Source organism: Thermus arciformis, assembly GCF_900102145.1.
In the GTDB taxonomy this organism is placed as follows: domain Bacteria; phylum Deinococcota; class Deinococci; order Deinococcales; family Thermaceae; genus Thermus; species Thermus arciformis.
Genome location: NZ_FNBC01000001.1, coordinates 22,653 through 44,797 on the forward strand (window position 1 = coordinate 22,653; position 22,145 = coordinate 44,797).

Annotated in this window: 23 protein-coding genes; 20 read left to right on the forward strand and 3 right to left on the reverse strand. The window is 70.3% G+C overall.

Annotation, left to right across the window (positions count from 1 at the left end; genetic code table 11):
• The first annotated feature begins 8 nt into the window (after positions 1–8).
• The 15 genes from BLP62_RS00205 to BLP62_RS00275 all read left to right on the forward strand — a co-directional run bounded on the left by BLP62_RS00205 (position 9) and on the right by BLP62_RS00275 (position 14,454).
• Positions 9–956, forward strand: coding sequence for a polyprenyl synthetase family protein (locus tag BLP62_RS00205; protein WP_093004684.1), 948 nt, complete (start codon positions 9–11; stop codon positions 954–956).
• Positions 957–1,004: 48 nt separating this feature from the next.
• Positions 1,005–2,264: a Glu/Leu/Phe/Val family dehydrogenase gene (locus BLP62_RS00210; protein ID WP_093004687.1), complete on the forward strand. Its 1,260-nt coding sequence runs from the start codon at positions 1,005–1,007 to the stop codon at positions 2,262–2,264.
• Between the two features lie 10 nt (positions 2,265–2,274).
• Positions 2,275–3,549, forward strand: a complete 1,275-nt coding sequence (locus BLP62_RS00215; RefSeq protein WP_093004690.1) for a Glu/Leu/Phe/Val family dehydrogenase — start codon at positions 2,275–2,277, stop codon at positions 3,547–3,549.
• Positions 3,550–3,558: 9 nt separating this feature from the next.
• Positions 3,559–4,086 carry a GNAT family N-acetyltransferase gene (locus tag BLP62_RS00220; protein ID WP_093004692.1) on the forward strand — a complete coding sequence of 176 codons (528 nt, stop codon included), beginning with the start codon at positions 3,559–3,561 and terminating at the stop codon, positions 4,084–4,086.
• Positions 4,061–4,948: a 2-hydroxyacid dehydrogenase gene (locus BLP62_RS00225; RefSeq protein ID WP_093004693.1), complete on the forward strand. Its 888-nt coding sequence runs from the start codon at positions 4,061–4,063 to the stop codon at positions 4,946–4,948. The genes BLP62_RS00220 and BLP62_RS00225 overlap by 26 nt, the downstream gene beginning before the upstream one ends.
• Positions 4,949–5,031: 83 nt before the next feature.
• On the forward strand, positions 5,032–5,238 hold the full coding sequence (locus BLP62_RS00230) for a hypothetical protein (protein WP_176758102.1): 207 nt from the start codon (positions 5,032–5,034) through the stop codon (positions 5,236–5,238).
• Positions 5,235–5,633, forward strand: coding sequence for a putative toxin-antitoxin system toxin component, PIN family (locus tag BLP62_RS00235; RefSeq protein ID WP_093004695.1), 399 nt, complete (start codon positions 5,235–5,237; stop codon positions 5,631–5,633). The genes BLP62_RS00230 and BLP62_RS00235 overlap by 4 nt, the downstream gene beginning before the upstream one ends.
• Positions 5,633–5,854: a hypothetical protein gene (locus BLP62_RS00240; protein WP_093004697.1), complete on the forward strand. Its 222-nt coding sequence runs from the start codon at positions 5,633–5,635 to the stop codon at positions 5,852–5,854. Before BLP62_RS00235 ends, BLP62_RS00240 begins: the two co-directional genes overlap by 1 nt.
• A gap of 63 nt (positions 5,855–5,917) precedes the next feature.
• A complete protein-coding gene (locus BLP62_RS00245; RefSeq protein ID WP_093004699.1) occupies positions 5,918–6,946 on the forward strand; it encodes a 1,9-bis(guanidino)-5-aza-nonane synthase in 1,029 nt (342 codons plus the stop codon).
• Positions 6,947–7,111: 165 nt separating this feature from the next.
• Complete coding sequence (locus BLP62_RS00250; protein WP_093004701.1) at positions 7,112–9,868, forward strand: tetratricopeptide repeat protein; 2,757 nt, start codon at positions 7,112–7,114, stop codon at positions 9,866–9,868.
• Positions 9,869–9,873: 5 nt separating this feature from the next.
• Positions 9,874–10,692, forward strand: a complete 819-nt coding sequence (locus BLP62_RS00255; protein ID WP_093004703.1) for a menaquinone biosynthesis family protein — start codon at positions 9,874–9,876, stop codon at positions 10,690–10,692.
• A gap of 7 nt (positions 10,693–10,699) precedes the next feature.
• Positions 10,700–11,320, forward strand: coding sequence for a Crp/Fnr family transcriptional regulator (locus BLP62_RS00260; RefSeq protein ID WP_093004705.1), 621 nt, complete (start codon positions 10,700–10,702; stop codon positions 11,318–11,320).
• A 10-nt stretch (positions 11,321–11,330) separates the two neighbouring features.
• Positions 11,331–12,782 (forward strand): bacillithiol biosynthesis cysteine-adding enzyme BshC, encoded by a 1,452-nt coding sequence (gene bshC, locus BLP62_RS00265; RefSeq protein ID WP_093004707.1) that lies wholly within the window; start codon positions 11,331–11,333, stop codon positions 12,780–12,782.
• Between the two features lie 70 nt (positions 12,783–12,852).
• On the forward strand, positions 12,853–13,923 hold the full coding sequence (locus BLP62_RS00270) for a SpoIID/LytB domain-containing protein (RefSeq protein WP_093004709.1): 1,071 nt from the start codon (positions 12,853–12,855) through the stop codon (positions 13,921–13,923).
• 87 nt (positions 13,924–14,010) lie between these two features.
• Complete coding sequence (locus tag BLP62_RS00275) at positions 14,011–14,454, forward strand: methylated-DNA--[protein]-cysteine S-methyltransferase (protein WP_093004711.1); 444 nt, start codon at positions 14,011–14,013, stop codon at positions 14,452–14,454.
• Here BLP62_RS00275 and BLP62_RS00280 read toward each other — a convergent pair.
• Positions 14,451–15,878, reverse strand: coding sequence for a glycoside hydrolase family 13 protein (locus tag BLP62_RS00280; protein WP_093004713.1), 1,428 nt, complete (start codon positions 15,876–15,878; stop codon positions 14,451–14,453). The genes BLP62_RS00275 and BLP62_RS00280 overlap by 4 nt on opposite strands.
• A gap of 91 nt (positions 15,879–15,969) precedes the next feature.
• Here BLP62_RS00280 and gmk point away from each other — a divergent pair, with 91 nt between their 5' ends.
• From gmk to BLP62_RS00305, 5 genes are read left to right on the forward strand one after another with little or no spacing between them, the layout of a single operon-like run.
• Entirely contained in the window at positions 15,970–16,632 is a 663-nt protein-coding gene (gene gmk, locus BLP62_RS00285; RefSeq protein WP_093004715.1) for a guanylate kinase, read from the forward strand.
• The gene (gene rpoZ / locus BLP62_RS00290; RefSeq protein WP_093004717.1) at positions 16,613–16,915 is read left to right on the forward strand and encodes a DNA-directed RNA polymerase subunit omega; all 303 of its coding nucleotides are present in this window, start codon (positions 16,613–16,615) and stop codon (positions 16,913–16,915) included. Before gmk ends, rpoZ begins: the two co-directional genes overlap by 20 nt.
• Positions 16,915–18,105 (forward strand): bifunctional phosphopantothenoylcysteine decarboxylase/phosphopantothenate--cysteine ligase CoaBC, encoded by a 1,191-nt coding sequence (gene coaBC, locus BLP62_RS00295; protein WP_093004719.1) that lies wholly within the window; start codon positions 16,915–16,917, stop codon positions 18,103–18,105. Before rpoZ ends, coaBC begins: the two co-directional genes overlap by 1 nt.
• Positions 18,106–18,112: 7 nt before the next feature.
• A complete protein-coding gene (argR, locus tag BLP62_RS00300; RefSeq protein ID WP_093004721.1) occupies positions 18,113–18,595 on the forward strand; it encodes an arginine repressor in 483 nt (160 codons plus the stop codon).
• Positions 18,596–18,598: 3 nt separating this feature from the next.
• A complete protein-coding gene (locus tag BLP62_RS00305; protein ID WP_093004723.1) occupies positions 18,599–19,210 on the forward strand; it encodes a MarC family protein in 612 nt (203 codons plus the stop codon).
• Positions 19,211–19,298: 88 nt separating this feature from the next.
• Here BLP62_RS00305 and BLP62_RS00310 read toward each other — a convergent pair whose 3' ends face one another.
• The gene (locus BLP62_RS00310; RefSeq protein WP_093004725.1) at positions 19,299–20,879 is read right to left on the reverse strand and encodes a DNA repair protein RecN; all 1,581 of its coding nucleotides are present in this window, start codon (positions 20,877–20,879) and stop codon (positions 19,299–19,301) included.
• A gap of 5 nt (positions 20,880–20,884) precedes the next feature.
• Positions 20,885–22,108 (reverse strand): serine hydroxymethyltransferase, encoded by a 1,224-nt coding sequence (gene glyA, locus BLP62_RS00315; RefSeq protein ID WP_093004727.1) that lies wholly within the window; start codon positions 22,106–22,108, stop codon positions 20,885–20,887.
• Between the last annotated feature and the right edge of the window lie 37 nt (positions 22,109–22,145).

A 22,145-nucleotide genomic window follows, 5' to 3' on the forward strand; every position in this document is an offset into this window, starting at 1 on the left:
TGGGGGACGTGACCGCCCTTCCCCCCCTCGAGGCCCCCCTCCGCCGCTTTGAAGAGGCTCTTTCCGAGCTCGTCCAGTCCGATGTCCTCTTCATCCGCCTCATCCACCAGGACCTGGTGACGGCGGGGGGCAAGCGCATCCGGCCCCGGCTCGTCTTCCTGGCCTCGAGGGCCTTAGGGGGGGCGCCCTTTGAGCTGGAGCTCGCCCTGGCGGTGGAGCTCCTCCACTCCGCCACCCTCCTTCACGACGACCTCATTGACGACGCCGAGACCCGCAGGGGCAAGGAGGCGGCCTTCCGCAGGTACGGGAACGCCGTCTCCGTGCTTTCCGGGGACTTCCTCCTTTCCCGGCTCCTCCACGTCATCGCCAAGACGGGGCGCATAGAGCTGGTGGAGCGCTTCGCCCAGGTGGCCAAGACCCTCGCCGAGGGCGAGGTCCTCCAGTTCCAGGTGGCGGCCCTCGAGGACTACTCCCTGGAGAACTACGAGCGCATCATCACCGCCAAGACCGCGGTGCTCATGGAGCTCGCCGCGGAGGGGCCGGCCCTTCTTAAGGGCGAGCCCGAGGAGGTGCGCCAGGCCCTTTCCCGCTTCGGCCTCCTCTACGGCCAGGCCTTCCAGATGCGGGACGACTACCTGGACCTCATGGGAAGCCCCGAGGCCCTGGGCAAGCCCGTGGGCGGGGACGTGCGGGAGGGCAAGGCCACCCTCATCACCCTCCTCCTCATGGAGCGCTTTCCCGAGGTGCGGGAGATCCTCCGCCGCAAGGGGCGGGAGCCCGGGGACCTGGAGCGCCTCCGCGCCCTGGCCCAGGAAAGCGGGGTGGCGGCCGAGGTGGAGGGGCGCATCCGGGAACGGGCCCTCTTGGCGGCGAAGGCCCTGGGGCCCCTTCCTCCTTCCCCTTACAAGGAGGCCCTGGAGGCCTTGGCCCTGGCGGAGGCCAGGCGCCTCGCCTAGGGGCTTTTGGCCTTCGGCGAGCGGGGTATAATCCCCCTCGGTGATGCTATGAGCCTGTCCGCCTACCGGCCCCCGGAGGACCCCGGCCTCTGGGAGGCCTTTTTGGAGCGGCTGGAGCGAACGCTGAAGGTGGCCCAGGTCCACCCCACCACGCTGGAGTACCTGGCCCACCCCAAGCGCCTGGTGACCGTCTCCTTGCCCGTGGTGATGGACGACGGCAAGGTGCGGGTCTTCCAAGGCTTTCGGGTGGTGCACGACATCGCCCGGGGGCCCGCCAAGGGTGGGGTGCGCCTCCACCCCTCCGTCACCCTGGGGCAGACGGCGGGCCTCGCGGCCTGGATGACCCTGAAGGCCGCGGTCTACGACCTCCCCTTCGGCGGGGCGGCGGGGGGGATCGCTGCCGACCCCAAGGCCCTTTCCCCCCGGGAGCTTGAGCGCCTGGTGCGGCGCTACACCGCCGAGCTGGTGAACCTCATCGGCCCGGACATGGACATCCTGGGCCCCGACCTGGGCACCGACCAACGGGTGATGGCCTGGATCATGGACACCTACTCCATGACCGTGGGCTCCACCGTGCCCGGGGTGGTCACGGGAAAGCCCCACGCCCTGGGGGGCACCGAGGGCCGGGACGACGCCGCGGGGCTCGGGGTGGCCCTGGTCCTGAAGGAGCTGGCCCGGCGGCAGGGCCTGCCCCTGGAGGGGGCCAAGGTGGCGGTGCAGGGCTTCGGGCAGGTGGGGGGGAGTTTCGCCCTCCACGCCCAGAGGATGGGCCTGAAGGTGGTGGCGGTGTCCACGGGCCGGGGGGCCATCTTCCAGGAGGAGGGGCTTCCCGTGGAGGAGATCCTGGTCCACTACGAGGCCACCGGGGAGCTTCCCCGCTACGACCTCGCCCCGGAGGAGCTTTTTGCCCTCCCCGTGGACTACCTGGTCCTGGCGGCCCTCGAGGGCGCCTTGGACGGAGAGGTGGCCAAGGGGGTGCGGGCTAAGGCGGTCCTGGAGGCCGCCAACTTCGGCCTCACCCTGGAGGCGGAGGCCTACCTCCTGGGCAAGGGGGTTTTGGTGGTCCCCGACCTCCTCACCGGGGGCGGGGGGCTCCTCGCGAGCTACCTGGAGTGGGTGCAGGACCTGAACATGTTCTTCTGGAGCGAAGAGGAGGTGCGGCGAAGCTTCGCCAAGAGCGTGGCCAAGGCGGTGGCCGAGGTGTGCGGGAAGGCCGAGGCCCTCGCCGCCGACCTCCGCACCGGGGCCTTGGCCCTCGCCCTGGAGCGGGTCAACGAGGCCACGCGGCTTCGGGGCGTCTACCCGTGAAGGAGCCGGTATGAGAAGCGAACCCCTTTCCTACCTGGGAAAAGACGGCGGCCCTTGGGAGATCTTCACCGAGCAGGTGGACCGGGTGGTGCCCTACCTGGGGCGGCTCGCCCCCCTGGCGGAAAGCCTCAAGCGGCCCAAGCGCATCCTCATCGTGGACGTGCCCATCCACCTGGACGACGGCACCGTGGCCCACTTTGAGGGCTACCGGGTCCACCACAACACCGCCCGCGGCCCCGCCAAGGGCGGCGTGCGCTACCACCCCGAGGTGACCCTCTCCGAGGTCATGGCCCTGGCGGGGTGGATGACCATCAAGAACGCCGCCGTGGGCCTGCCCTACGGGGGAGGCAAGGGGGGCATCCGGGTGGACCCCAAAAAGCTCTCCGTGCGGGAGCTGGAGCGCCTCACCCGGCGCTACACCTCGGAGATCGGGATCCTCCTCGGCCCCGACCGGGACATCCCCGCCCCCGACGTGAACACCGGGGAGCGGGAGATGGCCTGGATGATGGACACCTTCTCCATGAACGTGGGCCGCACCGTGCCCGGGGTGGTCACGGGGAAGCCCGTGGCCTTGGGGGGCTCTTTGGGCCGGAGGGACGCCACGGGGCGGGGGGTGTTCGTCACCGCGGCGGCGGCCGCGGAGAAGATCGGTCTCCCCATAGAGGGGAGCCGGGTGACCCTGCAGGGCTTCGGCAACGTGGGAAGCGCCGCCGCCCGCACCTTCCACGACCACGGGGCCCGCATCATCGCGGTCCAGGACCACACCGGCACCGTTTACCACGAGGCGGGCATTGACCCCTACGACCTGGGGCGGTACGTGGCGGAGATGGGGGGGGTGCGGGGCTACCCCAAGGCGGAGCCCCTGCCGAACCCCGAGTTCTGGGCGGTGCCCACGGAGTTCCTCATCCCCGCGGCCTTGGAGAAGCAGATCACCGAGCAGAACGCCTGGCGCATCCGGGCCCGGATCATCGCCGAGGGGGCGAACGGCCCCACCACCCCGGCCGCCGACGACATCCTCCAGGAGAAGGGGGTCCTGGTGGTCCCCGACGTCATCGCCAACGCCGGGGGGGTGACGGTGAGCTACTTTGAGTGGGTCCAGGACTTCAACTCCTACTTCTGGACGGAGGAGGAGATCCACGCCCGCCTGGAGCGGGTGCTCCGCAACGCCTTTGAGGCGGTGTGGCAGGTGGCCCAGGAGAAGAGGATCCCCTTGCGCACCGCCGCCTACGTGGTGGCGGCCACCCGGGTCCTCGAGGCCCGGGCCCTCCGGGGCCTCTACCCGTAGGCTAGTGGTGTGGACTGGCCCCGCTTCGGCCGCGTGGTCCTCAAGCCCTTTTCCGCTGGGCTTTCCGAGGAGGAGTGGAAGGGCCTCTACGAGACCTTCCGCGACCCCGAGGTGGCGGAGTGGAACGGCTCAAGCCCCCTGCGCTCGCCCTTTTGGCTCTTCAAGCGCTTCGTCCTGGCGGAAACCCGGCGCAAGGACCGGATGGCCTTCGTCATCCTGGACGAGAAGGGGGAGTACCTGGGGACGCTGGAGCTTTACGACCTCACCCCCGAGGAGGCCACCTTGGGCATCCTCATCGGGCGGAAGGACCGCTGGGGGCAGGGCTACGGCACGGAAGCGGTGCGGGCGGCCCTGGACCACGCCTTCCGCGTCCTGGGCCTGAAGCGGGTGAAGCTCAGGACCTTCGCCCACAACCTGAGGGCGAGGCGGGCCTTTGAGAAGGCGGGCTTCCGCGAGGTGGGCTTGGGCCCCGGGCCCAAGGGGAAGGAGGACGTGTACATGGAGGTGCGCCGTGAGGATCTTGGCCCCGAGGCTTAAGGAGGTCTTCGCCCTTTTGCCCGAGGGGGTGGAGGTGCGCTTTCTGGACGAACCCTGGCCCAAGGCCGCGGACTTCTTCCTCCCCCCCTTCGGCCAGGAGGAGGTGGTGCGGCGGGTCCTGGAGGAGGTGGAGGTCAAGGTGGTCCAGACCCTCTCCGCCGGGGTGGACTGGATCCTGCCCCTCGTCCCCGAGGGGGTGGTGCTCTGCGACGGCTCCGGGATCCACGACGCCCCCGTGGCCGAGTGGGTGGTCTTGGCCCTCCTCGCCCTCCTCAAGGACCTCCCGGGCTTCCTCGAGGCCCAGAGGGAAGGGCGCTGGGCCCCGAGGAGGCTTTCCGACCTGGAGGGGAAGAGGGTCCTCCTCTTGGGCTACGGGTCCATCGGGAAGGCGGTGGCGGAGCGGCTTAGGGCCTTTGGGGTGGAGCTTTTCCCCGTGGCCCGCCACCCTCGCCCCGGGGTCTACACCCGGGAGGACCTGCCCGGCCTCCTGCCCCAGGTGGACGCCGTGGTCCTCCTCCTTCCCCTCACCCCCGAGACCCGGGGCATCGTGGACCGGGACTTCCTCGCCCGGATGAAGGAGGGGGCCCTCCTGGTGAACGCGGGGAGAGGAGGGCTCGTGGACACGGAGGCCCTCCTCAAGGCCCTGGAGGCGGGGCGGGTCCGGGCTTTCTTGGACGTCACCGACCCCGAGCCCCTTCCCCAGGACCACCCCCTCTGGCGGGCTAAGGGGGTGGTCCTCACCCCCCACGTGGCCGGGTTTTCCGAGGGGTTTTCCCGGAGAGCAGCCCGCTTCCTCGCCGAGCAGGTGGGGCGGTACCTCCGGGGGGAGCCCCTTCTGAACGTGGTGCGGGAGGGGTATTAAGGCCACCCCGTGCCCGCTTGGGCCAGCACGGGGACCCCGGGCACTTGGCCACCCTTGCGGGAAAAGTGCTACCCTGGAGGAGGATGCGGCGTATTGCTCTCCCCGAGGACGTGGCCGAGGCTTTGGAGCGTTTCCGCCGTGCACGGGGCCGGGGCTGGCGCAAGGCGCTCCTCCACCTGGCGGTAGAGGAGGAGCGGAAAGCCCTGGCCCGGTTGGTGGTGGAGCTTAGGGCCACGGCCGCTTCCCAGGGGCTCACCGAGGAAGAGGTGGCCCGCCGCCTGGAGGTGTGAGGGTCGTCCTGGACACCAACGTCTTGGTGGCGGCCCTGTTGACCCAGGGAGCGGCCGCCCAGGTGGTGGACCTGTGGTTGGAGGGCAGGTATACCCTCCTCACCGCCGAGGTCCAGTTGCGGGAGCTTCGGCGGGTGCTGCGGGACAAGTTTCCCGAGCTGCCCCGCGCCAAGGTGGGTAGGCTCGTCAACCTGTTGCGCCGTCAGGCAGAGGTGGTGGCCCGCCCCCGTCCCCCCGGCCTTTCCCCGGACCCCGACGACGACCTCCTCCTGGGCCTTGCCCTGGCGGGAAGGGCAGACTGCTTGGTGACCGGGGACAAGAGCCACCTGCTTTCCCTTAAGGTGAAGGGGTTGCGCATCCTTTCGGTCCGTTCCTTTTTGCGGGAGGTGAGCTGATGGAAGTCGTCCTTCACGGCGACCTCCGCCGCTTCGGCGAACGCTTCCAGGTGGAGGCCAAGACCCCCAGGGAGGCCCTGGAGAGGCTTGGGGTTCCCCTGGAGGAGGTCTGGCTCCTCGCCGTGGGGGACAAGGCGGTGGGCCTGGACGAGGAGGTGGAAGGCCCCCTCGAGGTCTACCCCCCCATCGCCGGGGGTGGTATACTTGAGGTCCTGCCCTAAAAGGCAGGGGGCGCGAAAGGGGGGGAGCCGCCCGACGCCCACCCCGCGTAGAAAGGAGAAAGGATGCAGAAGAAGGACCTCCTCTCTACGCCCGTGGTCCCCATAGACGTCAAGGCCTTTGACGCCGGGCCCATCCTCGAGGCCATGGGCAAAACGGCCTTCCAGGCCAGGAACCTCCACCGGGCGGCGGAGATCTACCTGAAGATGCTGGAGGACGACGCCTGCGTCATCCTCACCCTGGCGGGGAGCCTGGTCTCGGCGGGCCAGGGCCTCATCGTCCACGACCTCATCCGGAAGGGCCTGGTGGACGTCATCGTGGCCACGGGGGCCAACATCGTGGACCAGGACTTCTTTGAGGCCCTGGGCCACCGCCACTACCAGGGGGACCCGAGGGCGGACGACGAAACCCTAAGGCGCCTTTGGATTGACCGCATCTACGACACCTACATTGACGAGGAGGAGCTAAGGCACACGGACTACACCATCGCCGAGATCGCCGACGGCCTAGAGCCCCGCCCCTATTCCAGCCGGGAGTTCATCTGGCACATGGGCCGCTACCTGGCGGAAAGGGGCCTGGGGGAGAAGAGCCTTGTGCGGGCCGCTTACGAGGAGGGGGTGCCCATCTTCGTCCCCGCCTTCTCCGACTCCTCCGCGGGCTTCGGCCTCGTCTACCACCAGGTGAAGCACCCCGAGGCCCACGTGACCATAGACTCCGTGGCCGACTTCCGCGAGCTTACCGAGATCAAGCTGAAGGCGGGCACCACGGGGCTCGTGATGCTCGGGGGTGGGGTGCCCAAGAACTTCGCCCAGGACATCGTGGTGGCCGCGGAGGTCCTGGGCCACCAGGTGGAGATGCACAAGTACGCCATCCAGATCACCGTGGCCGACGAAAGGGACGGGGGGCTTTCCGGCTCCACCCTCTCCGAGGCCCAAAGCTGGGGCAAGGTGGACGCGCGCCTTTCCCAGATGGTCTTCGCCGAGGCGACCCTCGCCTTCCCCCTCCTCGCCTCCTACGTCTGGCACCGGGCCCCCGCGCGGGCCAAGCGCCGCTACGCCGACCTCTTCCAGGCGGAGCACCCTGCCTTGGCCTAAGTACCCTGCTCTGGCTTGCGCCAGAGCGGGGGCCCCACAAGAGCCTTCGCAAAGCCCTACCCCCGGCGTCCCATGGGGCGAAATCAAGGTGCGGGCACTTAGGGGAGGGGGCTTCCAGGGGGGTGGCTTTACCGCCCCCCTTCTTTTCTGGTACACTCCCGGCAAATGCCCGAGGAGCTAAGGCTCTACCTGAAGGAGCGCTTCGGCGTCCAGGGGCCTCTTTCCCCGGGGCGCTTTGAGGCGGAGCTCGCCAAGTGGGTGGGAAGCCCCGCCAAGCGGGCCCCCCTCCTCAAGGCCTGGCGGGCCTACCTGGAGGGCGGGGGGCGGGAGGCGGTGCGAAGTTTTTACCGGGAGGTCCTGAAGGTCCCCAAGGGGGAGGCCCTGGTCTACGGGATGCACCTCCCCTTCCTGGAGTTCTACGCCAAGGAGCTCCCCCCCCGGGTGGAGGGGCGGGTCTTGGAGGTGGGCCCCTTCACCGGGGCGTTGGTGGGCTTTCTGCAAAGGAAGCGGCCCGACCTGGAGTGGCACGCTCTGGAGGGGGTGGAGGAGGCGGCGGAGGTGGGGAAAAAGAAGGTGCCCGAGGTGGTCTGGCACCTGGGCTGGGCGGAGGAGGCCGAGCTTCCCCCCTTTGACACCCTGCTCCTCCTCTCCGTCTTCCCCGAGGGGTTCGTGGAGCAGGACCTGGAAAGCCGCCTGGCCCCTGAGGCCTTCTGGAAGCGCTTCGCCTTCTTTGAGCGCCTCCCCCTTTTCCTGCGCCTCCTCCGCCCCGGGGGGCTTCTCGTCTATGGGCACGGGCCTTTTCTGGGCAAGAGCCCGGAGGGGGTGGAGGAGGGCCTTAGGCGCCTGGGCTTTGACCGGGTGGAGCGGGTGGGGGAGGGGGAGTACTTCCTCGTCTTCGCCCGAAGGCCCGAGGCCCTGGCCTGGGCCTTTTGGGAGGAGGGGGTGGAGGAGCCCTGGGAGGAGCCCGAGCCCCTTTTGGCCGGGGGAGTGGACCTCGAGGAGGTGCGGGCGCTTCTGGAGGCGGGCAACCACAAGGAGGTCCTGGCCCGCCTGCCCGAGGAGGCGGCGGGGGAGGCGGCCTACCTGAGGGGAAAGGCCCTTTATGCCCTCTCCCGCCACGCCGAGGCGGAGGAGGCCCTGAGGCGGGCCCTTTCCGAGGAGGCGGAGGACCTCAGGGCCTTGGTCCTGGTGGAGCTCGGGGAGTACGAGCGGGCCAGGGGGCGCCTCGAGACCCTGGCGGCGCGGGGCGGGCGGTACCGTCTGGCCCTGGGCCGGGTCTACCTGGCCCAGGGGCGGTACGCCGACGCCCTCCGGGAGTTCGTGGAGTCGGGCCTCCCCGAGGCGGAGTTCTACACCCGGGAGGCCCTGGAGCGCATCACGGAGCGCATGCGCCGCTTCGCCCGGGAGGGGGAGTGGGCGGAGGTGAGCCGCCGGGCGGAGTTCGTGGAGGACCTCTCCCCGCGGCTTCTCACCCGGGAGATGCTCCGCCTGGGCCTCCGAGCGGCCCTTTTCCAGGGCCTCTTCGCCCGGGCCGAGCGCTACGCCCGCAGGCTTGCCGACCTGGACGAGCCCGAGGGGTTTTTGGGCCTCGCCTTGAGCGCCCTCCGCCTCCGCACCCCCCTGGCCTACCGGGGGGAGGACCTGAAGGCGGTGGAGCCCTACCTCACCGAGGCCCTGAGCCGGGCGGAGATCCCCGAGGCCTCCTTGCTCCTCGGCGTCCTCCGGAAGCGGGAGGGGCGCTTGGACCAGGCCCTCCACCTCCTGGAGGGGGCGGCCCACCATGGGGAGGGGGAGGTGGCGGGGATGGCCTACCACCACCTGGCGGAGGTGAAGCGCGCCCTGGGGCGGCCCCTCAAGGAGGTCCTGGGGGACCACAAGCGGGCCCACGCCCTAAGGGCCTACCCCGCCCCCTACCTCTTCCGCCTGGCCCAGGAGGCTTTGGAGGGAGGGGAGGAGGTGCTGGCCCGGGAGCTCCTCTCCCGGGCGCGGGACAGGGGCCTCGAGGCGGTGGCCGAGGAGGACCTCCTCGGGCTCCTGGGGCTTCTGGAAAAGCTGGAGGGGCCCTGGGCCGCCTTCAGCCTGCTCTACCAGGCCTTGGGCCGCACCCCGAACCCGCCTCTAGAGCTTCTCGCCCTGGCCTACCGCCTCTCCCGCTCCTTCCGGGAAAGCCCCGAGGCCGAGGCCGTGCGGGGGCAGTACCTGGCCGCCCTCTACGGGGCGGGGAGGATGGCGGAGGCGGAGGCCCTGCTCCTCGCCGAGCTTCGGGACTACCCCCAGGCCCTGGAGGTCCTCTTTGACCTGGCGGAGCACTACGAGGCCCAGGGGGACTGGCGCCGGGCGGCGGAACACTGGCAGAAGGCCCTGGAGGTGGCCCTCTACCGGGAGAAGGACCTGGCCTTGGCCCGGGAGATCCTCAGGAACCTCCTCTTCCTCAGGCCCCACGACGAGAGCCTCACCCTCTACCTGGACGAGCTCAAGGCCGTGGGGGAGGGCCTTAAGGCCTTGGGGGAGGAGGCGCCTCGCCTGCCCGAGTCCCCCGGGGACCTCTTAGAGGAGGACTTCCCCCGCTTCCACGGGGAGCACCTCCTGGTGGTGGGGGGGCATACCCAGCTCCGGAGCCGCCTTGTGCCCTTCCTGGAGGGGCGGGGCCTTAGGGTGGACTGGTACGACGCGGACACCGTGGGCGTGGGGAAGGAGGCCCTAAGGCGCATCCAAAGCCGTCTGGAGAAGGCCCACGGCCTCATGATCGTCTCCAGCTACGTGGGCCACGACCTCTCCGAGCCCGTGCGCCTCGAGGCCGAGCGCCTGGGGGTGCCCGTGCACGTCATCCCCGGCCGGGCCCGGGGGGCCACGGGGTTCCTCCGGGCCCTCAAGGCCTTCGCCCCGGAGATCCTCAAGAAGGCCCTCAAGGGGGTACAGTAAGGCCCATGGAAGCCTTGAGCCTCGGCTACTCCCCTTGCCCCAACGACACCTTCATCTTCTACGCCCTGACCCACGGCCGGGTGGAAACCCCCCTCCCGGTGGCCCCGGTCTTGGAGGACGTGGAGACCCTGAACCGCTGGGCCCTGGAGGGGAGGCTTCCCCTCACCAAGCTCTCCTACGCCGCCTACGGCCGGGTGCGGGACCGGTACGTGGCCCTGAGGAGCGGGGGCGCCTTGGGCCGGGGGGTGGGCCCCCTTCTGGTGGCCCGAAGGCCCCTGGCAAGCCTAGAGGGGCTTCGGGTGGCCATCCCGGGGCGGAACACCACCGCCTTTTTGCTCCTCTCCCTCTACGCCGAGGGGTTTTCCCCCGTGGAGGTGCGCTACGACCGGATCCTCCCCATGGTGGCCCAGGGAGAGGTGGAGGCGGGGCTCATCATCCACGAAAGCCGCTTCACCTACCCCAACTACGGCCTCCTCCGGGTGGTGGACCTGGGGGAGTGGTGGGAGGGGGAGACCGGCCTTCCCCTCCCCTTGGGGGCCATCCTGGCCCGGCGGGACCTTGGGGAGGAACTTATACGGGAGCTGGACCGGGCGGTGCGCAGGAGCCTGGAGTACGCCTGGGCCCATCCCGAGGAGACCCTGCCCTACCTTAAGGCCCACGCCCAGGAGCTTTCCGAGGAGGTGATCTGGGCCCACGTGCGCACCTACGTGAACGCCTTCAGCCTGGACGTGAGGGAGGAGGGGGAGAAGGCGGTGGCCCGGCTTTTCGCCGAGGCGGAGGCCAGGGGGCTTCTTCCCCCTTCCCCCGAACCCCTCTTCTTATAGTGTGGGCATGTTCCAGGAGCTTTCCCCCGAGGCCCAAAAGGCGGCCCTCCAGGCCTTCCGGCCCCTCCGGGTGAGGCGGGGAGGCCGGCTTTACGCCGAGGGGGACCGGGCGGACGGCCTCTACCTGGTGCGGGAGGGGTGGGTCTTTCTGGAGCGCCCCGGGCCCCTGGAGGGGCCCGCCACCCTGGGGGTGGTGGGCCCGGGGGGGCTTTTGGGGGAGGAGGCTTTGGTGGGGGAGAGGCGCCGGGCGGGGGCCTTGGCCCTCACCTACGCGGAGCTCCTCTTCGCCCCGGAGGAGGCCCTCCAGGGCCTCTTGGCCCGCTTCCCCGAGGTGCAGGCCTTCCTCCTGAAGGCCCTTTACGCGAGGCTCAAGGCGGCGGAGGAGCGGCTTTGGGAGACGCGCCACCTCCCCGTGGGAAGCCGCCTGGCCCGCCTCCTTTTGGGCCTGGCCCAGGGGGGGGAGGTGGCCTTCTCCCACCAGGACCTGGCCCGCATGGTGGGGGCCACCCGGGAGACGGTGACCAAGCTTTTGGGGGAGTGGGCCCTGAAGGGCTGGGTGGAGCTCGGCTACCGCCGGGTGGAGGTTTTAGACCCCAAGGCCCTTGCCCGGCTGGCGGAGGCGCTTTAGGCTCTGAAGCATGGAGCCCGCCCTTTTGGCCCGCCTTTTGAACCTGCCCCAAGGGGAGGAGGCCCTGAGGGCCCAGCTGGGCCGGAAGGGCCACCCGAAGCTTGGGGAAGCCCTCCGGGCCTACCTCAAGCGCCTCCAGGCCCCCGAGGAGGCCTTTTCCGCCCTGGAGCGCCTCGAGGCCGGGGCGGTGGTCACGGGTCAGCAGGCGGGGCTTTTGGGGGGGCCCGCCCTCACCTTCTACAAGGCCCATACCGCCCTCTGCCTCGCCCATCGGGCGGGGGCGGCCGGGGTCTTCTGGGTGGCCTCCCAGGACCACGACGTGGAGGAGGTGCGCCACCTCCACCTCCTCCAGGACGAGGAGCTAAAGACCCTCTCCCTCCCCCTGCCCCCTAAGCCCTCGGGCCGCCTGCCCCTTGCCCCCCACCGGAAGGCCCTCCAGGACTTCCTGGGCCCCTGGGCGCAAGACCCCCGGGTGGCCTACGCCCTGGAGGCCGAGACCCTCTCCGAGTTCTTCGCCCGGGTCCTCCTGGCCTTCCTGGGGGAGCGGGGGCTTCTTCCCTTTGACCCCATGGCCGAGGAGCTCGCCCCCCTCTTCCGGGAGGCCCTGGAGCGGGAGCTCTCCGACCCCCTGGCCAGCGCCGAGGCCATCAACCAGGGGGCCCGGCGCCTTAAGGACCTAGGGGCGAAGCCCCCTTTAGGCCGCCCCCCGGGGGCCACCAACCTCTTTCTGGAGACGGAGGAGCGCCGCCTCCTCTTCTACCGGGAGGGGGCCTTCACCGACGGGGTGCGGCGCTACACCGCAAAGGAGCTTCGGGAGATCCTCCAGGCCGACCCCTCCCGCCTCACCCCGGCGGCGGGGCTTAGGCCCGTGTTCCAGGACCTGGTCCTCCCCACCGCGGGCTTCGTGGTGGGGCCCAACGAGTTCCGCTACGTGGCCGAGCTTTCCGGGGTGTACGCCCTTCACGGCCTCCCCATGCCCGCCCTCTTCCTGAGGATGCAGGGGGTGGTCCTGGAACCCCCCGTGCGCCGCATCCTGGAGCGCTACCGCTTAGACCCCTGGGCCTTCGTGGACCGGGGGGAGGAGGCCTTCCTCGAGGCCCTCCGGGAGAACCTGGAGGGCTTCCGCCAGCTGGAAGGGGAGCTCGCAGGGCTTTTGGAGGAGGTCCAGGCCCTGGCGGAGCGGGCCCGGGCCCTGGAGCCCACCTTGGACCGCCCTTTCCGCCGCTTCCTTGCCCGGCTTGGGGGCGAAGGGGAGCGGCTTCTTCGCAAGGTGCTCCGGGCGCGGCTTTCCCGGGACGCGGTCTTCCTCCACCACCTGGAGCGCTTGAAGCGCCACCTCCTCCCCCTGGGGCTTCCCCAGGAGCGGGTCTTCCCCTACGCCATGTACGCCCTCCGCCACCAAAACGCCATGGAGAGGCTGAAGGAAGCCCCCTGGGAGGGGAGGGCGGTGCTGGTCCTGTAATCCCACCCCATGCTGGCTTGGGCCTGCCGGGCGAAGGAAGCCGGGAGAAAGGGTATAAGATGGGGGGAGTATGAAGCCTTCCTTGGGGCTCGTTCTGCTTGGGGCCTTTCTCCTCGGCCTCCTTCCCGGGCGGGGCCAGCCCGAGGACCTTCCCCTAAGGGTCCTCCTCCGGGAGGTGCCCTTGGGCCAGGAGGTGGCCCTTAAGCTTCCCCAGGGGGAGGTGCGGGCCCGGGGCACGCCCCAGGGGGTGGTGGTGGAGGGGAAGGTCCTCCCCCTTTGGGACTTCCCGGTTCCCTACTTCGCCCTGGAGGGCCGGGCCTACCGGGGAGGGGTCCGGCTTCTGGTGGAGGGGAACCGGCTCTTGGTGGTGAACCAGGTCCTCCTGGAGGACTACCTCCTGGGGGTGCTTCCCGGGGAGATGCCCGAGGGGTTTCCCTTGGAGGCCCTGAAGGCCCAGGCGGTGGTGGCCCGCACCTTCGCCGTGAACCGCCTGAACCCCAAGGCCCCTTACGACCTCTGCGCCGGCGAGGCCTGCCAGGTCTACCTGGGGCTTTCCGCCGAGAAGGAGCGGTACCGCCTGGCGGTGGCCGCCACCCGGGGCCAGGTTCTAAGCTACGGGGGAAAGGCCATCTCCGCCCTCTACCACGCCGACTCCGGGGGGATGACCGCGGGAAGCGAGGAGGTCTTCGGCAGGCCCCTGCCCTACCTGCGCCCCCGTCCCGACCCCTACGCCAAGGGCCCCAAGAGCCTCTGGCGGATGCCCCTGGACAAGGCCCAGGCCGCGAGGGTCCTCCAGGCCCTGGGGCTTAGCCCTTTGGGGGAAGACCCTCCTCAGGTCCTGGAACGGAGCCCCTCGGGCCGGGTGTGGCGGGTGCGGCTCCTTGGGGTGGAGCTTCGGGGCCTCGAGGCGGGCCGGGCCCTGCGCCTCATGGGGCTTCCCTCCACCCTGGTGGAGTTCGCGGGCTTTGAGGCCATAGGCCGGGGGGCGGGGCACGGGGTGGGGCTTTCCCAGTGGGGGGCCAAGGGGATGGCCGAGGCGGGGTACGGCCACCGGGAGATCCTGGGCCACTACTTTCCCGGCACCTTCCTCTCGGACCTCCTCTTGGGCGGCCTGGAGGCCCCGGCCCTGGCCCTGCGCTAGGTCACTAGGATGCCGGGGATGGGGCTTCGGGAAGGTCCTTTTGGGGCCCCCATGCTGGCGCAAGCCGGCCTGGGGTGGCATTAGCCCATGTGGATCCCCACGCCCCTCGGCCCCCTTTGGCTTGAGGTCTCCCCTTTGGGGGTGCGGCGCCTCGAGCCCGCCCTCTTCCCCCGGGGAGAGGAGGCCAGGGGTCCTTTGGCCCAGGCGGTGCGGGAGCGGGTGGAGGCCTACTTCGCCGGGGAGAGGCCCGACTTTTTGGACCTGCCCCTGGACTACACCGGGCTTTCCCCAAGCCGCGTGGCCCTCTACGAGAGGGTGCGGCGCATCCCTTACGGGAAGACGGAAAGCTACGGGCGTCTGGCCCTGGCGCTTGGCCTCTCCCCCCGGGCCGTGGGGGCGGGGATGCGCGCCTGCCCCTTCTTCCTCCTGGTTCCGGCCCACCGGGTGATCCACGCCGACGGCCGCCTGGGGGGGTTCGCCGGGCAGGAGGGGCTTAAGGCTTGGCTCCTCGCCTTTGAGAAAGCCCTCTAGACCTCCACCCAGAGGGCCAGGGAAAAGGGCGGGAGCTCGGGCCCGCAAAGCCGCCCTCCCATGGGCGTACAGCGGGCCCCCGAGAGGAGGTCCACCGCCTGGGTCCCCCGGGGCAGGGCCCCGTGCAGGGGGAAGTCCTGGCGGAAGGGCTCGGGGGTGGCGTTCACCACCACCAGGTAAGGCCCCCGGGTGAAGGCCAGGTGCCCGTCCTGGGCGTAGACCCGGCGGTAGGGGGCGGTGCGCAGGAGGGGGTGTTCCCGGCGCAGGCGGCTAAGCCGGCGGACCGCTTCCCGGATCTCTCCCCGCCAGCGGGCCTCGTCCCACACCATCCCGGCCCGGTTTTCCGGGTCGTGGCCCCCCTCCATGCCCACCTCCTCCCCGTAGTAGACCGTGGGGTTTCCGGGCAGGAGGAAGAGGAGGGAGAGGGCGAGCCTGGCCCGCTCCACGCTTCCTCGCATGAGGCTTAAAAGGCGGGGGGTGTCGTGGGAGGTGAGGAGGTTCATCTGGGCCTGCACCACCTCGGGGCGGTAGCGGCCGAAGAGGGCCTCCAGGCGGTGGCTGAAGGCCAGGGCCTGGAGGGGCTCAACGGCCCCAAGCCCGGAGCGGGCGGCGAGCTCCCGGTCCAGGGCCTCCCCCCCCACGAAGCCCAGGAGGGCCCGGCTCAAGGGGTAGTTCATGGTGGCGTCAAACATGTCCCCCTGGAGCCAGGGGTCGGCCTCCTCCCAGATCTCCCCCACGAGGTAGGCCTCGGGGTTCGCCCCCTTCACCCTAAGGCGGAACTCCCGCCAGAAGGTGGGGTCGGGGATTTCATTGGGCACGTCCAGCCGCCAGCCGTCTGCCCCGAAGCGCACCCAGTGCTCGGCCACGGCGAGGAGGTACTCCCGCACCGCCGGGGTCTCCACCTTGAGCTTGGGGAGCTCGGGGTTGCCCCACCAGGCCTCGTAGTTGGGCCTGGGGCCGTAGGGGTCCAGGGGAAACCCCTTCACGTGGTACCAGTCCCGGTAGGGGCTCGCCTCCCCGTTTTCCAGAAGGTGCTGGAAGGCGAAAAACCCCCTTCCCGTGTGGTTGAAGACCCCGTCCAGGATGACCCTTACCCCGTGGGCGTGGGCCACCTCCAGGAGGTGGCGAAGCGCGGCGTTCCCCCCCAGGAGGGGATCTACCTGGAAGTAGTCCACGGTGTGGTAGCGGTGGTTGGCCGTGGAGGCGAAGACGGGGTTGAGGTAGATGGCCTCCACCCCGAGGTCCAGGAGGTAGGGGAGCTTCTCCGCCACCCCCCAAAGCGTCCCCCCCTTGAAGCCCCGGAGGCTCGGGGGGGCCTCCCAGGGCTCGAGGGGGCCGCTGGGGGCGGGCTTGCCCGGGGGACCTGAGCGGAAGAAGCGGTCGGGAAAGATCTGGTAGAAGAAGGCGCCTTGGTACCAGGCCACGGACGGGAGTGTACCACAAGAAGAATGTGGCCGAATCACAAAAATCCTTGCCGGGGCCGGGGGGTTTTGGTATCCTCCCGGGGTGAAGGGGATGCGGGGCCAGCTCTTCGTCATGACCGGGGCCAGCGGGGTGGGGAAGGGGACGGTGCGGGCCAAGGTCTTGGAGCGCACCCGCCTCTTCTACTCCATCTCCATGACCACCCGCCCCCCCCGGCCGGGGGAGCGGCACGGGGTGGACTACTACTTCGTGGACCGCCCCACCTTCCTGGCCCTCCTGGACCAAGGGGGGTTTCTGGAGCACGCCGAGTACGTGGGGCACCTTTACGGCACCCCCAGGGCCCCGGTGGAGCGGGCCTTGGCCCGGGGGGAGGACGTGCTTTTGGAGATTGAGGTCCAGGGGGCTTTGCAGGTGAAGGAGAAGGTGCCCGAGGCGGTGCTCATCTTCCTGGTGCCTCCCTCCCTTTCCGAGCTGAAGCGGCGCTTGGTCTACCGGGGCACGGACGACCCCGAGAAGATCCAAAGGCGCCTTTCCCAGGCGGAAAGGGAGATGAAAAACGCCCACCTCTTTGACTACATCGTGGTGAACGACGTCCTGGAGGAGGCCGTGGCGGACTTCCTGGCCATCCTCACCGCCGAGCGCCGCCGCTTCGCGCGGATGCGGGAGGCCGTGGAGCGGGCCCTGGCGCGGGACGAAACCTTGGAAAGGGATCTGGACGAAATCTTAAGGAGGAACCATGGCGGAACCGGGAATTGACAAGCTTTTGGGCATGGTGGACTCCAAGTACCGGCTCACGGTGGTGGTGGCCAAGAGGGCCCAGCAGCTTTTGCGCTACCGCTTCAAGAACACCGTGTTGGAGCCGGAGGAAAGGCCGAAGATGCGCACCCTCGAGGGCCTCTTTGACGACCCCAACGCCGTGACCTGGGCCATGAAGGAGCTCCTCACCGGCAGGCTCGTCTTCGGGGAAAACCTGGTCCCCGAGGACCGCCTGCAGAGGGAGATGGAGAAGCTTTACCCCGTGGCGGAAGAGGAGGGCTAGTGGCCCGGGTTCTGGTGGCGGTCACGGGAGGGGTGGCGGCCATCAAGGCCCCCCGCCTCCTCCGCCTCCTCCGGGCCGAGGGGCACGAGGTGCGGGTGCTGGCCACGCCGAGGGCCTTGGAGTTCGTCACCCCCCTTTCCCTGGCGGTGGCCGCGGGGGGCGAGGTGGCCACGGAGGAGGCCTGGTTCCGGCCCGACGGGAGGGCCCTCCACATAGAGCTCGCCCGCTGGGCCGAGGTGGTCCTGGTGGCCCCGGCCACCGCGGAGGCCATGGCCAAGGCCGCCTTGGGCCTCGCCGACGACCTCCTCTCCGCCACCCTCCTCGCCGGGGCGAGGCGGGTGGCCTGGGCCCCGGCCATGAACGAGGCCATGTGGCTTGCCCCCCAGACCCAGGAGCACGCAAAGCGGCTCGAGGCCTTGGGCCACGCCCTCTTCGGCCCCGCCCACGGGCCCTTGGCCGCGGTGGGGGAGGGGGAGGGGTGGGGGCGGATGTTGGAGCCCGAGGAGCTGGTGGAGCGCCTCCGGGCCTTCCTCGCTCCCAAGGACCTCCTGGGCCTCCGCCTCCTCGTCTCCGCCGGGCCCACCCGGGAGTACCTGGACCCGGTGCGCTTCCTCTCCAACCCCTCCTCGGGGCGGATGGGCTACGCCGTGGCCGAGGCCGCCCGGGACCGGGGGGCGGAGGTGGTCTTGGTCTCCGGGCCCACCTCTCTCCCCGACCCCTGGGGGGTGGAGGTGGTGCGGGTGGAAAGCGCCCTGGAGATGCGAGAAGCCCTCCTGGAGCGCTACGGGTGGGCGGAGGCGGTGGTGATGGCCGCGGCGGTGGCGGACTACCGCCCCGCCGAGACCCTAAAGGACAAGGAGCCCAAGGCCGAGGCGGAGAAGCTCCTCCGCCTGGTGCCCAACCCCGACATCCTCAAGGAGCTGGGGGAGGGTAAAGGGGGCCGGGTCCTGGTGGGCTTCGCCATGGAGACCGCCGAGGGCCTGGAGCGGGCCAGGGAGAAGCTTAGGCGCAAGAACCTGGACCTCATCGTCCTCAACTGGGTGAACCGGGAAGGGGTGGGCTTCGGTAGCCCCGAGAACGAGGTGGTCCTCCTCCTCCGGGACGGGCGGGTCCTGGAGCTTCCCCGCATGACCAAGCGCCGGGTGGCGGACCGTATACTGGACTGGGTCAGGGAATTCTGGAAAGCTTGAGGGGGTTATGCGGAGCAAAGCGGAGCGGCACCGCGCCATCCAGGAGATCGTGCGCAAGGAGGAAATCGGCACCCAGAAGGAGCTGGTGGAGCGATTGCGCCAGCTTGGGTTTGAGGTGACCCAGGCCACGGTGAGCCGGGACATCGCCGAGCTCCGGCTTGCCCGGGTGTCCCTGGGCAAGGGGCGGTACAAGTACACCCTGCCCTCCATGGAGCTCCCCGAGGACGTGTATGAAGAGCTCAAGCGCCAGTTCGGCCTTTTCGTCAAGGACGTGGACCGGGGGGGCAACGTCCTCGTGGTGAAGACCGCGGAGGGGCACGCCTCGGGCATCGCCCTCCTCATGGACCGCCTCAAGCGGGACGAGATCGTGGGCACCTTGGCGGGGGAGGACACCATTTTGGTGGTGGCCCGCACGGAGGAGGACGCCAAGGCCCTGGAGGAGGAGTTCGGGGAGCTTTTGCTCTCCGGGAGGGCCCTGAAGACCTCCTGAGCCGTGCTGGAGTTCTTCCTGAAGTCCTTCCTCACCCTCTTCGTGGTCATGGACCCGGTGGGGCTGGTGCCCGTGTTTCTGGCCCTGGCCGGGGACCGCCCTCCCAGGGAGCAGGCCCGCATCGCCCGCAAGGCGGTGCTGGTGGCGGGTGGGCTCCTCACCTTCTTCTTCTTTTTCGGAAGGGGGCTTCTCAGCTACCTGGGCATCAGCCTGGACGCCCTCCGGGTGGCGGGGGGCATCCTCCTCTTCCGCATCGCCACGGAGATGGTCTTCGCCCACCACGAGCGGGAGACGGAGGAGGAGGCCCGGGAGGCCCTGGAGCGGGCGGACATCTCCGTCTTCCCCCTGGCCATCCCCCTCATCGCCGGGCCTGGGGCCTTAGCGAGCGTTCTGGTCCTTGGGGGAGAGGCCAGCCGGGTCCCCTTGGGGGTGGGGGTGGTGCTCCTCACGGCCTTCCTCGTGCTGGCCCTAGCCTACCTCTTCCTCCGGGCGGCCATCCGGGTGCGCCGGGCCTTGGGGCGCACGGGGGTCAACGTGGTGACCCGGGTCCTGGGGATCCTCCTCGCCGCCTTGGCGGTGGAGTACGTGGCCCGGGGGGTGAGGGGCCTCCTCTAAATACCCCACCGCGGCGAAAGCCGCGGTGGGGGCCCCCAAAAGGCCTACCCACACCCTTCGTTCGGGCACGAAAGGGAGGCGTGGGCGCTTAGGGGCTTCCCTGCGCCTCGGGGCGCTCCAGGAGGAGCCGGGCGTGGGCGAGGGCGGCCTCGGTGTACTGGCCGGAGAGGAGGCGGGCGAGCTCCCGCACCCGGGCTTCCCCTTCCAGGACCTCCACCCGCACCTCCTCCCCTTCCTTCACCACCTTCAGGTGGCGGTGGGCCCGGGCGGCGATCTGGGGCAGGTGGGTGACCACCAGGACCTGCCGGGTCTGGGCCAGCCGGAAGAGGCGCTCGGCCACCTTCCAAGCCGTTTCCCCTCCGAGGCCGGTGTCCACCTCGTCAAAGACCACGGTGGGCGCCTCGGCCCCGGTGAGGAGGGCCAGGGCCAGGGCCACCCGGGAAAGCTCCCCCCCGCTCGCCGCGCCCAGGGGTGCAGGGGGGAGGTGGGGGTTGGCGGAGAAGCGGAAGGCCACCTCTTCCAGGCCAAAGGGCCCGGGCTCCGGGAGGGGCTTGAGGTCCACTTGGAAGCGGGCCTTGGGGAAGCCCAGCTCGGAAAGCTCCCGCTCCATGCCCGCCACAAGCTCCCGGGCCGCCTTTTCCCGGGCCTCCCCCAGGGCCTCCCCGGCGAGGAGGAGGGCTTCTTGGGCCTCCTCCAGGGCCTTTAGGACCTCCTCCAGCCGGGCCTCGCCCCCCTCCAGGGCGGCGAGTTCCCTTCGGGCCTTCTCCGCGTGGGCCAGCACCTCCTCCAGGGTGGGGCCGTACTTGCGCTTGAGGCGCTCCAGGAGGGAAAGCCGGGCCTCGAGGGCCCCTAGGCGCTCGGGGTCCCCCTCGAGGCCTTCCAGGTAGTCCCCAAGCTCCTGGGCCACGGCCCGGGCCCCCTGGAGGGCGGCCTCCAGGTCCTGGGCCAGGGCCTCCAGGGCCCGGTCAAACCGCCCCCCGGCCCGAAGCTCCCTCAAGGCCCCTTCCAAGGGGGCAAGCGCCCCTTCCTCCAGAAGGCCGTGGGCCCGGAAGGCCCGCTCCCTCAGGGCCTCCAGGTGGCGGAGCTTCCGGGCCTCCTCCCAAAGCTCCTCGTCCTCTCCGGGGCGGGGGCTGGCCTCGGCGATCTCCTTGAGCTGGAAGCGGAGGAGGTCCTCCCGCTCCGCCTTGGCCCTTAGGGCCTCCTCCAGGACCTCCTTCTCCCGCCTTAGGGCTTGGTGGCGGGCGTAGGCCTCCTGGTAGCGGGAAAGGACCCCGGGGTCTATGAGGGCGTCCAGAAGCTCCCGCTGCCGCCTGGGGGAAAGGAGGGCCAGGGCGCCGTGCTGGGCGTGGAGGGAAAGCCACCTTTCCGCCTCCTCCTGGAGCTCCTTCAGGCTCACCACCTCCCCGTCAATGCGGGGGGTGGAGCGGCTTCCCACCCTGCGGGAGAGGACCCGCTCCTCCTTCCCCTGGAAGAAGGCGGTCACCAGGAGGCCTTCCCCAAAGGGCCCCACCATCCCCTCGGGCCTCGCCCCGAGGAGGAGGGCGAGGGCGTCCACGAGGAGGCTTTTCCCCGCCCCCGTCTCCCCGGTGAGGACGTTGAGGCCGGGGGCGAGCTCCAGGGAGGCTTCGCGGATGACGGCGAGGTTCTGGACCTCGAGGCGCCGGAGCATCCGGGTCAGGGCATGGGGTGGGCCAGGGCGAGCCTCCTGACCTCCTCCCGGAGGGCCTCCGAGGGGCCTTCCGTGAGGGCTTGGTCCATGAGCTCGGCGACGAGGGGCATCTCCTCGGGGGTGAAGCCCCGGGTGGTGATGGCCGGGGTGCCCACGCGGATCCCCGAGGTGACCCGGGGGGGCTTGGGGTCAAAGGGGATGGCGTTCTTGTTCACCGTGATCCCCACGGCGTCCAGCCTCTCCTCCGCCTCCTTCCCGGTGAGGCCCTTGGGGCGCAGGTCCACGAGGAAGAGGTGGTTGTCCGTCCCCCCGGTGACGATGCGGTAGCCCCGGCTTGCGAGCTCCTCCGCCAGGCGCTTGGCGTTTTCCACCACCAGGCGGCTATACTCCTTGAACTCGGGCTGCAGGGCCTCAAAGAAGGCCACGGCCTTCCCGGCGATCACGTGCTCAAGAGGCCCCCCCTGGATCCCGGGGAAGATGAGCTTGTCTATTTTCTTGCCGAGCTCAGGGTCGTTGGAGAGGATGAGGCCGCCCCTTGGGCCCCTTAGGGTCTTGTGGGTGGTGCTCGTGACCACGTGGGCGAAGGGGACGGGGTTCGGGTGGAGGCCCGCGGCCACGAGCCCGGCGAAGTGGGCCATGTCCACCACGAGGTAGGCCCCCACCTCGTCGGCGATCTCCCGGAAGGCCTTGAAGTCCCAGAAGCGGGGGTAGGCGCTGGCCCCGGCCACGATCACCTTGGGGCGGTGCTCCAGGGCGAGGCGGCGGACCTCCTCCAGGTCAATGCGCTCCGTGTCGGGACGGACCCCGTAGGAGACCACCTTGTAGAGCTTCCCGGAGAAGTTCACCCGGGAGCCGTGGGTGAGGTGGCCCCCGGCCGAGAGGTCCATGCCCATGAGGGTGTCCCCCGGCTCCATCAGGGCCATGTAGACGGCCATGTTGGCCTGGGAGCCGGAGTGGGGCTGGACGTTGGCCCAGGCCGCCCCGAAGAGGGCCTTGGCCCGCTCTATGGCCAGGGACTCCACCCGGTCAATGACCTCGCACCCCCCGTAGTACCGGGCCCCGGGGTAGCCCTCGGCGTACTTGTTGGTGAGGACGCTCCCCACCGCCTCCCGCACCTCTTTGGAGACGAAGTTCTCGCTGGCGATGAGCTCCAGGCCCTCTCGCTGGCGCTTCTCCTCCAGGGCGATGAGCTCAAAGAGGGCCTCGTCCCTCGGGCTCGTGCGGACCATGGTCTGATTATAGGCCCTGGCCCGGGGAGGTTGGTAA